This is a genomic window from Mycobacterium sp. NGS69, assembly GCF_059812165.1.
The window spans coordinates 18,435-32,379 of the sequence record NZ_JCALCD010000013.1 but is presented as its reverse complement, the minus strand read 5'-3'; the positions used below and the strand labels follow the sequence as shown (position 1 = coordinate 32,379).

The following is a 13,945-nucleotide window of genomic DNA, read 5'->3' as shown; positions in this document are numbered from 1 at the left end:
TTACCTATCAAACCCCTGTCCCGCCGCTAACCTTTCGCGCAGAGTTCTCGGCCGTATATCGGTCCAGTTCTGTTCGATGTAGTCCAGGCACGCTGCGCGGTCCGCTTCGCCGTACACCACCCGCCAGCCGGCCGGAACGTCGGCGAACGCCGGCCACAGGCTGTGTTGTTCCTCGTCGTTGACCAAGACGAAAAAACTGCCGTCGTCGTCGTCGAACGGATTAGTGCTCACCGCGTCTCCAGACCGTCTAACTGGACATGGGTATAACAAGTTCTAAACCATACTGGAGCCCCACAGAGCTTGTCTAAGCCTTCGGGGAATTTGAGGTGGCGGGGATCTACTGGCGCCACGGCATCCGGAATGTTGCCTAGACGAACTATTGGTACGGTTTAGCCGCCTACTGGGCTACCCGTGGTCTGTCAACCGGCGCCTGCCGGCCTCGACGTCGCTCTCTCCCCGGCCGCACGGGCAGAACATGCAGAAAAACGGCCGTCGGCCCGGATCGACCGGTTGCCCGTGGGGCCGTGCCGTCCCTCGCGCACCTATGTATATAGGTAGGGGAAATTGCCGAGCCCGCCTCGGGAGGCTCGCGCGGTCCCCGGAACTACTACCTCTCGTCGCGGCACGCGCATTCAGCGGTGCGGGCTCCAAACCACCGCCTCGGAGGCGGCACACATCGACGCCGCTTTCGCCTCGTCGGCCGCGTCGCCGTACTAAATTGCGCCGCCCTGACGGCCTCTCGACCACATGAATTTATGCCGCCTAACGCGAGAAGGTTGAGCCCCTAGCGGGCGCCGGACGGTCGTGTAGCATGCAACCTGATTGGGCGGCACGTTGAACCGGGTGTATTCCGAATCAAAATATCCACAATAAAGACACCATGTGACCGATCATGGGTCAACGCAGATCTGGTTGGGGCGACATAAATGGACAGCCATAACGAACCTTCGGCGCAGGTTGAAACGAAGGATAAATCACCCGTTGCAATGTCGGAGCACCTCGCTGACGACTTACTTTCCACGACCGCCGGCGGGTGGAAAAGCTTTTACAATTTGCTCAGCCGCCGCCTGGAGGACGCCGGGGTCGCCGATTCATCGTTCTTCCTCAATTACGGGTACGCGTCTCTGGGTTCGAACGACGAATCGGCATTCACCATTCGGCCGGGAACTTTCAACGCCAACTCGGTCCGGTTGGTGTTCGAAGTCATCGGACCGGTCGACCTCAACGACCGCACGGTCGTCGAAATCGGATGCGGCCGCGGTGGCAACGCCGCGCTCGTCGCGGAGAAGTTCAGCGCCGAGGTGATCGGCATCGACATGTCCTCGGAGGCGATCGCTTTCTGCAGCAAGACGCACGTAAAGCGCCCGATCGACTTCCGGGTCGGCGATGCGTTGAACATCCCGCTGCCCGACGCGTCGTGCGACGCCGTCGTCAACGTGGAGTCCTCACACTCATACGGCAACCTGCCCAAATTCCTGAGTGAGGTGCGCAGGATCTGCCGACCCGGAGCATGGTTCCTGCACACCGACTTCCTGAGCCCCGAGGACTGGGACCAGGTGAGGATGCGTCTGAAGCGCTCGGGCTTCGTCACCGAAAGCGACCGGGACATTACCGCGAACGTGCTGGCCTCGCGCGATCAAGCGAGCGATACCTGGGCCGAGGTATACGGCGACCGAAATGCCCGCGTCGCGAACTTCCTCTCCCTGCCCGGCTCGGCGATCTACGAACAAATGCGGGCCGGCCTATTGGAATACCGGATACTGAGGTCTCAACTGCGGACCGAAGCCGCATAGCGGCGATATCACCACTCGAGGTCGGAGTAGAACAGCCTCGATACGTCGCTCGTCAGCTCTTTGATGGTGAGGATTTCGCGGTCGCTGAGCCGATTCTTCCAGTTTGAGACGTTCACCTTGCTATTTCGTCTGATGCTGAATTCATCGCCCCGCGGCGGTACGGAAGGGTTCTGCTCGCCCGAGCTGGCCTCGATGGCGGTTTGGACGCTGGTCGTGAATTCCAGGCCGAGTGCCGCATAGATCTTTTGGAAACTGCCCACGGGATCCATGGACAATTCTTCGTGCTTGAGGAACAGCCACCCCGGATAGCGCGTGCGGTACTCGTTGACCACCGCGTAGATGCAATTCCACAGGAGGGCCCCTACCGGGATGGTTTCCTGCTCATGCTCGGCGAAGTAGCGGATCTCCGATTCAAAATCCGCCAATCTGGTTTCGCGCATGAGTTGCGGTTGCCGCAGGAAGTGGTTGAAGTCGAATTTCCAATTCAAAATCTTCAGACTGGAACACAGCGCGGCGGGATGCCGGATCATGACGACGACGTTCATATCGAATCGCCGAGCCAACCAGGGGGCGGAAAACACGGCGACCGGGTCTTTCATGACTGCTGTGTGTTTTCTCAATCTGTGCGTGGAAAGATTCGCAAAAGCCAATAGACACCGCGCCGCTTCCCGCGAGCTCCTGGCGTGCAGAAGATTTGTCCGCAAGGGGTATTTGAAATCGACCAGACCCTCGAGGTAGTTGTCGAATTGGTGAGAATTCTCATCGGTTATGTACTGAAAATTCACTTTTACGGGGTTGGCGAAGCCGCATAGGTCGCCGTTTTCCGGGGTGAAGGGCTCATGGATGTAGCCCATACCGGGCGCGTGGGAGATCATCCGGCCGGTCCAGGTGGTGCCGGACCGGGGTGCGCCGGTAACGAGAATCCGCCGTCTGCCCCCCACGGCGCTGACGAGTTCGCGTCCTACGGCCACGTCCCGCACGCTCCCGTCTAGCTTCCGGCTGCCCGGTGAGGCTCAACAGGAACGGCTCTCGGCCTCCTGAACAACAATCCGGTCGGTGACGTGCAGGCGTCCGTGGTCGACCGACATACGCGCGAACGCTGCCCTGGCCCGGCCATTTCGTCGCGTCGATTACGTGGGCTCGACCAGGCCGACCGAATCCGCCCTATCCGACTCCGGCACCTGACCGGCCAGGTACTCGGCGAGCGACCCGATCGTCGGATAGTCGAATACCGCGGTGGCGCTGATCGTGAACGCGCCACCGAACTGCGGGAGCAACCGGTTGCTGAATTCGACCGCCATCAGTGAATCGGTGCCCAGCTCCAGGAACCGGCTGGTGGCGGCCGGCGGCTGCGCGAGGCGCAGGAAATTCTGGACCTCGTAGCGCAGGTATTCCGTGAGGAAGCTGCCGCGCTCCGCCTCCGGCACCTCGTGCAGTTGCCGCAACAACTCGCTGTCGCCGCGGGTCGCCGTGACAGCGCTCGGCAGCACATGGTCGAGCATCGCCGGGCGAGAGGCGCCCAACCCCTTCGCGGCACGCTGCCAGTTGGCTTTGATGACGGTCGCCTGCCCGGTTCCGTGGGCGAGGATCTCGTCGAGCGCGTTGAGGGCGGCCGAGGGCTCCAGCGGGATCAGGCCCTGCGCACTGAGGTTGGCGCGCGCGGCGTGCGAAGTGGCCATGCCGCCCTTGGCCCACGGGCCCCAGTTGATCGAGGTCGCGGGCAGGCCCTGGGCCCTGCGGTCCGCGACGAGCCCGTCGAGCAGCGCGTTGGCGGTCGCGTAGTTGGCCTGGCCGGGCGAACCGATCACGCTGGAGGCCGACGAGTAGACGACGAAGAAGTCGAGATCGTCGTCCTTCGTCAGCTGATGCAGGTGGCAGCCGCCGAAGGCCTTCGGCGCCAACGCCTTGCGGAAACCCTCGAGGGTCTGCTGTGGCAGCAGCGCGTCGTCGAGGACGCCCGCCAGATGCGCCACCCCCGCGAGCGGCGGGAAGTCCGCCCGGATCCGCTCCAGCAGACCTTCGACTTCTGACCGCTCGCCGACGTCGGCCGTGATGACGTGGATGCGGCTTCGGTAGCGCTCGGTGATGCCGTCGATGGCCAGCTGCGCGTCCGCATCGGGTGCGCGCCGGCTGGTCAACACGATGTCGCCGGCGCCGAGTTGGGCCAGATGGGCCGCCGTGTGCAGGCCGAGCGCACCGACGCCACCGGTGATCAGATAGCTCCGATCCCCGCGCGGCTGCAGCGGTTTCGGCATCTGCAGCACGATCTTGCCGATGTGCCGCGCCTGCTGCATGCGGCGGAACGCCGTCTTGGCCTCCGTAACCGGGTAGACCTCGGCCGCCAGCGGCGCCAGTTCGCCGCGGGCCATGCTGTCCGCCAGCTCGGCCAGCAACCTCCCGACCCGCTCGGGTTCCTGCTCGATGGTCACGTCCAGCGCGACGATCTCGTAGGCGATGTCGGGACGGGCCGCCGCCATCTGCTCCGGAGTCCAGATGTCGCGCTTGGCGATCTCGGCGAACCGGCCGCCCTGTGCGGTGGCCCGCACCGTCGCCTCGACAAACCCCTCGTTGGTCAGGCTGTTGAGCACCACGTCGACGCCCGCGCCGCCGGTGTCCGCCAGTATCTGGTCGGCGAAATCCGTACTGCGCGAGTCGTAGACGTGTTCCACGCCCAGCTTGCGCAGCGTCGCGCGCTTGTAGGCGCTGGCGGTGGCGAACACGGTCGCGCCGCGTTGCTGCGCCAGCTGGATCGCGGCCAGGCCGACGCCGCCACTGGCGGCGTGGATCAGCACCCGATCGCCGGGCCCGACCTGCGCCCAGTCGAACGCGAGCCGGGTCGTCAGCGCGCCGGCGGGGATGGTCGCCGCTCCCACGGCGCTCACCCCGTTCGGCACCGCCGCCAGGAACTCCTGCGGCACGTTGACGCGGGTGGTGAACGACCCCGGCATGAAGCCGAAGACGCGCTGGCCGACCTCGAATCCCGTTACCCCGGCACCCAGTTCGGTGACGACGCCGGAGAGGTCACCGCCGCCGATTCGGCCCGGATCGCCCGGATAGAGGCCGAGCACGTTGAGCACGTCGCGGAAGTTCAGGCCCGCGGCCTCCACGCGGATCTGGACCTGGCCCGCCGCCGGCGGCGGCACCTTCATCTCGATCAGGCGAAGGTTGTCGATCGCACCGCGTTCCGTCACGTCCAGGATGTAATCGGTCGTGCGCGGCACCTCGAGGTGGCCGTCGCGCGCCCACGGCAGCAGCCGCGGCACGAAGTACTTCCCTTGTCGCAACGCGACTTCGGGTTCGTCCGCGGGCGTGCCGAGCAGGCCGGCCAGCGAGCGCGCGGCATCGTCGGCCCCGTCCGAGTCGACCAGCCGGCAGCGCAGGCTCGGCTGCTCGGTGATGACGGTCCGCCCGAAGCCCCACAGCGCCGACTGCGCCGGGTCCACCGGCTCGCCGGCCTCGGTCGCCACCGCGCGTTCGGTGACGATCCACAGGCCGCCGGTGAGTTTCAGGTCCGGCTGCGCCAGCAGCGCGCGCACGGCCGTGAGCAGCTCATCGATCTCGGTCTCGAGCCGCCCGGCGAATTCGGCGCCCGACTCCCCCGCGTCGGGCCGCCGGGGGCTGCGCCAGACGACGCCGGAGACGGGGGCGCCGCGCTCCTGGGCCTCCGCGAACAGCCGCGTCCAGCGCTGCGGGTCCAGCGAGGCGCGGTCCACCGAGACACAACCCGGCACGTCGGCCGCCAGCTCCTCAAACCCGGCGATCAGCCAGGTGCCGTCGCCGTTTCCGGCTGCGCCGCCCGACGCCGGGGCCGGCACTTCCTCCCAGCCCAGGGTGTAGAGGTTGCGGGTGGCGTCGCCGCCGAGCCCGCGCAGCAGCGCCTCCCGGGGCGCGCGTTTGACCGTGAAGTCGCGGATCTCGCCGAGCTGGCGGCCGTCGCGATCCACGAAGTCGAGATCGAAGGCCTGCGTTTCGCTGTCGAGACCGCCACTCTGCCACCGCGCGCGGCAGTAGAACCGCTTGGGCATCTTGTCGTGCAGCACCACCCGCCCGTAGCGCAGCGGCAGGAACAGATCGCTCAGTCCCCCGCCGTCTTCGGTCGCGGCGAGCGCCGCCTCGAGGGCCGGGAAGGCGATCCCGGTGCACAGGTCGAGCAGCACCGGGTGGATGGGCTCGGCGCCCAGCTGTTCGGCGAGCTCGTCGCCGATGGCGATGTCGCCGACCGCCTCGCCCTCACCGGCCCACAGCGATTTGAGCGACGTGGCCCAGGTGGGACCCCAGGCCAGCTCCATGTCGGCGAAGGTGTCGAACAGCTGCTGCGGACGCGTGCGGCCCAGCCGCTCGCAGGCGGCGTCGATGGATTCCGTCGGCTCCAGCGCGGGCTCTTCGTCATCACCGCTGACGATCCGGCCGTCGGCGTTCAACGACCACTCGGCGTCGCGGTCACCGTACGGGCGGCTGTGCACCTGGAAGGTCCAACCGCCCCCGTCCTCGAGGGGATGCACGGTCAGCTGCACCTCCCGGGAGTTCTTGTCGGGCAGGATGATCGGCTCGTAGAAGAAGACGTCGCGCACCTGGGCCGGGGCCCCGACCGCGGCGATGGCCATCGCCGCGTACGTGGCACCGGGAACGACGACGGTGCCGTAGATGACGTGATCGGAAAGCCACGGCTGCGACTTGACGGACCACCTGCTGGTGTAGACGGAGTCGCCGGAGGCGAGATCCTTTGCGCTACCCAGGATTCCGGAGGCGGCGGCGCCGTCGACCGCGACGTCGGCGGTTTTGGGCCAGAACCGGCGGCGCTGGAAGGGGTAGGTGGGCAATTCGACCGTGTGGTGCGGCCGGTGGTACAGCGCGGCGAAGTCGGGCCGGTGCCCGGCCACGTACACCGCGGCCAGCGCTTCGGCGATCTGTCCACGGGCGTCGACGCCCTTGCGCAAGGACACGATGGAACGCGGGGTGGCCGAGGATTCGGGCCACGCCTGCACCGCGGCCCCGGTCAGCACCGGTTGCGGGCCGATCTCCATCAGCACCGAGCAGCCCAGCCCCGCCACGGTCTGCACGCTTTCGGCGAACTGCACCGGCTGGCGGGAATGCCGCCTCCAGTACTGCGCGTCCAGCGGGGTCTCCGCGGTGATCACCGCCCCGGTGCGGTTGCACACCAGGGGCAGGGTCGGAACGGCGAATTCGAATCCCTTTGCGAACGATTCGAATTCGTCGAGCGCCGGCTCCAGCAACTCCGAATGGAAGGCATGGCTGGTTTCCAGCCAGGTGCAGCGGGTGCCGTCGCCGCTGAGCCTGGCGACGATCTGTTCCAGATCGCCGGCCGGACCCGACAACACCGTGTTGGGGCCGTTGTAGGCGGCGACCGAGATGTGCGGGAACTCGTCGGCGATGCGCTCCACCTGCTGGGGGTCGGCGAACACCGCCACCATCCGGCCGCCCTCGGGCAGATTCCCGAACAGCCGGCCGCGTTCGGCCATCAGCCGTGCCCCGTCCTCGAGGCTGAACACTCCGGCCACGCACGCCGCGGCGTACTGGCCCACGCTGTGGCCCAGCACCACGTCGGGCTCGACGCCCCACGACTGCCACAACCTCGCCAGGCCCATCTCGATGGCGAACAGCGCCGGCTGGGCAAACGAGGTGTGCCGCAGGGTTTCTGCGGCCTCCTCGTCGAACAGCACCTCCAGCAGCGGGCGCGGCAACATCCCGTCGATGGCGTCCGCGCACTGCTTCACGGTGTCGGCGAAAACCGGCTCCGTCTCGAACAACTCGCGCGCCATTCCCGAGTATTGGCTGCCCTGCCCGGTGAACAACCACGCCGTCTTCGGCGGGTCACCGCACTCGCCGCGCACCGCGCCCGGCCCCAGCCGGTTCTCGGCCAACCCGGCCAGCAGCTCGCGGGCGCCCTGAACCGAGTCCACGACCAGCGCCGCCCGGTGTTCGAAGTGCGAACGCCCCACCGCCGCCGTGTAGCACACGTCGGTGATGTCGGCGTCCGGGTGCTCCTCCAGCCAGGCGCCGTACCGCTGCGCCAACGACACCAGCGCCTGCGGCGAGCGCGCCGACAGCGGCAGCACGCTGACGGGTCCGTGCCCGGGCTCGGTGGCCGCGGTGACGTCGGGGGCGACGTCGCCCGCCGAAGTGTCCTCGGCGGCTTCGGATTTCGCCGGCGCCTCCTCGATGAGGACGTGCGCGTTGGTGCCGGAGAACCCGAAGGAACTCGTCCCGGCGCGGCGCGGCCTGCCGTTGGCGTGCCACGGAATCGGCTTGTCCACCACCCGAACCGGCAGCGCGTCCCATGGGATGTTCGGCGACGGGTTCTCGAAGTGCAGGTTCTGCGGCAGGGCCTCGTGCTGCAAGGACAACACGACCTTGATCAGGCCGGCGATTCCCGCCGCCGATTCGAGGTGCCCGATGTTGGTCTTCGCCGATCCGATCAACAGCGGCCGGTTCGGGTCACGGCCGACGCCATACGCGGCCGCGGCGGCCTGGACCTCGATCGGGTCACCCAGCGAGGTGCCGGTGCCGTGCGCCTCGAGGTAATCGACATCCCCGCCGACAAGACCGGCGCGAGCCAGCGCCGCGGCGATAAGCCGTTGCTGCGCACCGCCGTTCGGCACCGTCAGACCACTGGAAGCGCCGTCCTGGTTGACCGCGCTGCCGCGGATGACGGCGCAAATGTGGTCGCCGTCGCGCTCGGCATCGCTCAGCCGCTTGAGCACCAGGATCCCGCAGCCCTCGCTGCGCGCATAGCCGTTCGCGGCGGCGTCGAACGTCTTGCATCGGCCGTCGGCGGCCAGCATTCTGGCGCGCGCGGTGGCAACGATGGATGCCGGGCTCACCAAGACGTTGACCCCACCGGCCAGCGCCATGTCGCAGTCACCGGAATGCAGTGCCTGGCAGGCCTGGTGGACGGCCACCAGCGAGGCGCTGCACGCGGTGTCCACCGCCATCGCCGGCCCTTCCAGGCCGAGCGCGAACGCCACCCGGCCCGCGATGACGTTCAGCGCGTTGCCGGTGATGAAGTGGGCCTCGATGGTGTCGACCGAGTTCGCGTTCAGCAGCTGCGAATACTCGTTTGCCGCCACACCCACGAACACGCCGGTTCGACTGCCGCGCAACCCCGCGGGCGCATACCCGGCACGTTCCAGGCCCTCCCACGCGATCTCCAGCATCAACCGCTGCTGGGGATCCATCCACACGGCCTCGCGCGGGGAGATACCGAAGAACTCCGGATCGAATCCGTCGATGCTTTCCAGGTATCCGCCGTAGCGGGTGTAGATCTTGCCCGCCGCCTCGGGGTCGGGGTCGTAGTATTCGTCGACGTTGAAGCGGTCGTCCGGGATCTCCCGGATCGCGTCGACGCCGCCGGACAGCAGCTCCCAGTAGGCGTCGGGGTCGGGTGCACCCGGGAAGCGGCAGGCCACCGCGACGATCGCGATCGGCTCGTCCGTGCGCGCCGTGACCGCGGCCACCGCCGGCGCCTGCTGCGCCGCCGCGGCGACGGGCGCCGGTGCGTCCAGGCTCAGGACGTCGTTGACGAGGAAGTTCGCCACGTCGGTGATTCGCGGGTAGTCCATCGCCAGCGTCGACGGCAGCTCCGCGCCGACCGCTCGCTCGAGCCGGCGCCGCAGTTCGACGGCCATCAGCGAATCCATGCCGAGGTCGAAAAGCCCCGCCTCCTCGCGGATTTCCGCGGGGTCAATCCGGGTCACATCCGCGACGGCGTCGCGCAGGTAGTCGATGACGAGTTTCTTGCGCTGCTGCACCGGGGCCGCCGTGAGCCGGTCGACCAGTTGGGTGGTCCCGGACGCGGCCGCCTGTTCCGCCCCCGCCGCCTCGGCGGGCACCTCGCGCTGCAATTGCGTGAAGAACGCGCGCTTCCCCGCCATCTGGTAAAGCGGCAGGAACTTGGTCCAGTCGATCCGGGCCACCGCCCCGTGGGACGCGCCCTTGCCCGAAGACGCCACCAGTTCGGCCATGCCCGCCAAGGCATCGGCGGGCGACAAGGGCCGGACCCCACGCTTGTCCAGTTCCGCGCGGGCGGCCTCGTCGGCCATGCCCGCGTTCGACCACGGACCGAAGTTGACGCTGACCCCGGGCACACCCTGCTCACGCAGGCGCCAGGCCAACCCGTCCAGGAAGGCGTTGGCCGCGCTGTAGGCGGTCTGGCCGCCGGCGCCCCATACGCCGGCGATCGAGGAGGTGCTGAGGAAGAAGTCCAGCTTCAGGTCCGCGGTGGCTTCGCTCAAATTCCAAGCGCCCCAAACCTTCCCGGCGAACACCCGATCCACTTCGGCGTCATCCAGGGACTGCAGCGGGGTGGTGCTGATCTCGCCCGCGGCATGAACGATCCCGGCCAGCGGCGGCAGGTCGGCCCGCAAGGTGGCCAGGACGTGGGCGACGTCGTGCGGGTTGGCCACGTCGGCCGTGATGACCCGGACTTCGGCGCCGCTCTGGTCGCGTATCGCGTCGATGCGTTGTTGCGCGGCCTCGCTGGGTGCGCGCCGGCTGGTCAGCACCAGGTGCCGCGCGCCGTGCGCGGCCAGGTATTCGGCGACTTCCAGTCCGATCGCGCCCAGTCCGCCGGTCACCAGATACGTTGCGTCGTCACGCAGCGCCAGCGGCGTCGCGACCGGCTGACCCGAGCGTCGAGTCAGCCGCGGAACGTAGACCGCGCCCTCCCGGAGCGCGAATTGGTCTTCACCCGCCGGCGCCGACACCAGCTGGTCGATCAGCGCGGACCACTGGTCGGCACCGCTGCCGGCCAGATCCGCCAGTCCGCCCCACAGCCGGGGGTGCTCCAGCGCGGCGGCGCGACCGAAGCCCCACAGGCAGGACTGCGCCGGTGACACCTTGTCCGCGTCGGTGACCCGTTGCGCGCCACGGGTTATCAGCCAGATCGGTGCGCGCAGGTCGGCGGCGGCGGCGGCGCAGAAGAGCCGCCGCGTTCCGCTCAGGACCTGGTGTTGCATCCGCAACAGCGATTGCGTCGACGGTGACGGGTCCGACCCGACGGCGGCGAGATGCAGGATGCGCAGCGCCGGTTCGTCGGCTGCCGCGTCGCGCAACACACCCTGGAGCCGCTCGGCGTCCGCGTCGGACACCGGCAACCCCACGATTCGGGCCCGGTGCCCGCGCGCCATCAGCGCGTCGACCAACGGCTGAACCCCCTGCGCGTCGTCGCTGACGAGGAGCCACGTCGAGCCCTCGCCGGCCGCGGCAGCGGCCTTGGCGGCCGATTTCTCCCAGCGGATCTCGTAGCGAGAGTCCGTGATGGACTGGGCGTTGCGCTGTTGGTTGTGTTCTGCCGCAAGCTGTTTCAGCACATCGACGGCCTGTGGATTGCTGGTGCCACCGCCCAGCAGCGCGGCGAGTTCCTCGATCCGGCCGTCCTCCAGGAGCCCGACGGCCTGGGTTCGCATGGCCGACGGCTCGCTGGCGCTGTGGGTGGCCGCGGCCCGCTGCTCACGGAACCAGTACTGGCGGTGCTGGAACGGATAGGTGGGCAGGTCGAGCTTGCGCGCGGTCACCGGCGCGAGCGCGGCGAAGTCGGGCCGGTGCCCGACGATGTAGGCGTTGGCGAGGGCTTCGGTGATCTGGCGGTGATCCGCGATGTTCCTGCGCATCGACGCGATGGCCCGCGGCGCGGTGGCCGGGTCCGGCCACGCCCGCATGGCCGCGGCGGTCAGGATCGGTTGCGGGCCGATCTCCAGCAGCATCGTGCAGTGCAGTTCGGCCAGGGTGCGCACGCTCTTGGCGAACTCGACCGGCTGCCGGGCGTGGCGACGCCAGTAGGCGCCGTCCAGTTTGGCGCTTCGGCCCAGGGCCGCGCCGGTGCGGTTGCACACCAATGTCTTTTGCGGCGCACCGAACTCGAACCGGTTCGCGTACGCCTCGAATTCGTCGAGGACCGGATCCAGCAGCGCCGAGTGGAAGGCGTGGCTGGTGTCGAGCCAGTCGCAGCGCACACCGTCGGCTTCCAGGCCGGCCACCGCCTGGTCGAGGTCCTGCACGGGTCCCGACAGCACGGTGTTGGCGCCGTTGTAGGCGGCGACGGACAGGCTGGGGAACTCGTCGGTGATGCTTTCCACCCGCTCGGGAGCGGCGAAGACCGCGACCATCCGCCCGCCGTCGGGGAGGCTGCCGAACAGGCGGCCGCGCTCGGCCATCAGCAGCATTCCGTCCTCGAGGCTGAACACGCCCGCGACGCAGGCGGCCGTGTATTGGCCGACGCTGTGGCCGATCACCACGTCCGCCTCGAAGCCCCACGACTGCCAGAGGCGGGCCAGGCCCATCTCGACCGCGAACAGGGCGGGCTGGGCGTAACTGGTCTGTCGCAGGGTGTCGTCGCCCTCCGGGTCGAAAATCACGTCCAGCAGCGGCTTTTCGAGCACGTCGGCGACCGCCGCCGCGCACCGGGTCATCGTCTCGGCGAACACCGGTTCGGTCTCGAACAGCTCCCGCGCCATGCCGGCATACTGGCTGCCCTGGCCCGTGAACAACCACGCCGTCTTCGGCCGGTCGGTGCAGTCGCCGCGCAGCAGGCCCGGCGCGGGGCGATCGTCGGCCAGCGCGGCGAGTTGCTCGCGTGCGGAGTCCGTCGAATTCACCACCAGGGCGGCCCGGTGCTCGAAGTGTGAGCGCCCGGCGCCGGCGGTGAGGCAGACGTCGGCCAGCGAGGCGTCCGGGTGGGCTTCCAGCCAACTGCCGTATGTCTTGGCGAGCTCCGCCAGGGCTGCCGGGTTGCGCGCCGAGAGCGGCAACAGGCTGAACCGCCGGTCGTCCGTCGGCACCGGTGCCGCGGCGACCTGGGCCACCTCGGGAGCTTCCTCGAGGATGATGTGCGAGTTGGTCCCGGAGAACCCGAACGAGCTGATCCCGGCGATGCGGGGCCGTCCGTCGCGTGGCCAGGGCAGGGCCTCGTCCACCACCCGCACCGGAAGCCGGTCCCAGGGAATGTGCGGCGACGGCTTGCTGAAGTTCAGGTGCTTCGGCAGCACCTCGTGCTCGAGCGACAGGATCACCTTGATCAGACCCGCGATTCCCGCGGCCGCTTCCAGGTGCCCGATGTTCGTCTTCACCGACCCGATCAGCAACGGCCGGTCGGTGTCGCGCCCCTTGCCCAGTGCCGCTCCGGCCGCCTGGACCTCGATCGGGTCACCCAGCGAGGTGCCGGTGCCGTGCGCCTCCAGGTATCCCACGTCGCCGGGCGCGACGCCCGCGCACTGCAGCGCCTCGGCGATCACGCGCTGCTGGGCGACCCCGTTGGGCACCGTCAATCCGCCCGACGCGCCGTCCTGGTTGACCGCGCTGCCGCGGATGACGGCCCGGATCCGGTCGCCGTCCCGGATGGCGTCCTCGAGGCGCTTGACGACGACGACACCGCAGCCCTCGCCGCGGACATAACCGTCGGCGGCGGCGTCGAAGGTCTTGCACCGGCCGTCAGGGGCCAGCATGTGCGCGTGCGAGAAGGTCATCGCGGTCTTCGCGCTGAGCAGGACGTTCACCCCGCCGGCCAGCGCGAGGTCACATTCCCCGAAGCGCAGCGCCTGGCACGCCTGATGGACGGCCACCAGCGACGAGCTGCATGCCGTGTCGACGGACACGGCCGGGCCCTGCAAGCCCAGCCCGTAGCTGATCCGGCCCGCGCCCGCGGCGGACGACGTGCCGATCGCGACGTATGCCTCGATCTCCTCGTAGCTCAGCTGTTCGGAGATCAATCCCAGGTAGTCGTGGGTGCCCAGACCCATGAACACACCGGTCTTGCTGTTCGCCAGGGCCGACGGGGCGGTACCGGAATGCTCCACCGCCTGCCACGCCGTCTCCAGCAATATCCGGTGCTGCGGGTCGATCAGCATGGTCTCCCGGTTCGACAGCCCGAAGAACGGCGCGTCGAACCCGGTCACATCCTCGATGAACCCGGCCCGGCGGCTGACGATCTTTCCGGGCGCATCGGGATCCGGGTCGTAGAACTGGTCGACGTCCCAGCGGTCCGGGGGCACCTCCGAGAGCGCGTCCCGGCCTTCGCTCAGCACATCCCAGAACGCGTTGGCATCGGCGGCGCCGGGGAGGCGCACCGCGTAGCCGACGATCGCGAAGCTCTCGCCCGTGCCCTCTGATCCACGTAGATCGGTCATTTCCGACCGCCG

Annotated in this window: 4 protein-coding genes; 1 reads left to right on the top strand and 3 read right to left on the bottom strand. The window is 68.6% G+C overall.

Features of this window, described 5'->3' with window-relative positions; translation table 11 throughout:
- Positions 1–231, bottom strand: a complete 231-nt coding sequence (locus AC5Y2S_RS26945; protein WP_499882317.1) for an MbtH family protein — start codon at positions 229–231, stop codon at positions 1–3.
- 695 nt (positions 232–926) lie between these two features.
- Between AC5Y2S_RS26945 and AC5Y2S_RS26940 the strand changes: the two genes are divergently transcribed.
- Entirely contained in the window at positions 927–1,793 is an 867-nt protein-coding gene (locus tag AC5Y2S_RS26940; RefSeq protein ID WP_499959547.1) for a class I SAM-dependent methyltransferase, read from the top strand.
- Positions 1,794–1,801: 8 nt separating this feature from the next.
- On the opposite strand, the gene AC5Y2S_RS26935 is transcribed toward AC5Y2S_RS26940, so the two are convergent.
- Together AC5Y2S_RS26935 and AC5Y2S_RS26930 are read right to left on the bottom strand one after the other, a co-directional pair.
- Positions 1,802–2,773 (bottom strand): sulfotransferase, encoded by a 972-nt coding sequence (locus AC5Y2S_RS26935; RefSeq protein ID WP_499959546.1) that lies wholly within the window; start codon positions 2,771–2,773, stop codon positions 1,802–1,804.
- A gap of 150 nt (positions 2,774–2,923) precedes the next feature.
- Positions 2,924–13,933, bottom strand: coding sequence for a type I polyketide synthase (locus AC5Y2S_RS26930; RefSeq protein ID WP_499959544.1), 11,010 nt, complete (start codon positions 13,931–13,933; stop codon positions 2,924–2,926).
- Between the last annotated feature and the right edge of the window lie 12 nt (positions 13,934–13,945).

Bases quoted from the DNA above. Each gene is read 5' to 3' on its own strand.
- AC5Y2S_RS26940 (WP_499959547.1), top strand. From the start codon at position 927: ATGGACAGCCATAACGAACCTTCGGCGCAGGTTGAAACGAAGGATAAA.
- AC5Y2S_RS26930 (WP_499959544.1), bottom strand. From the start codon at position 13,933: ATGACCGATCTACGTGGATCAGAGGGCACGGGCGAGAGCTTCGCGATC.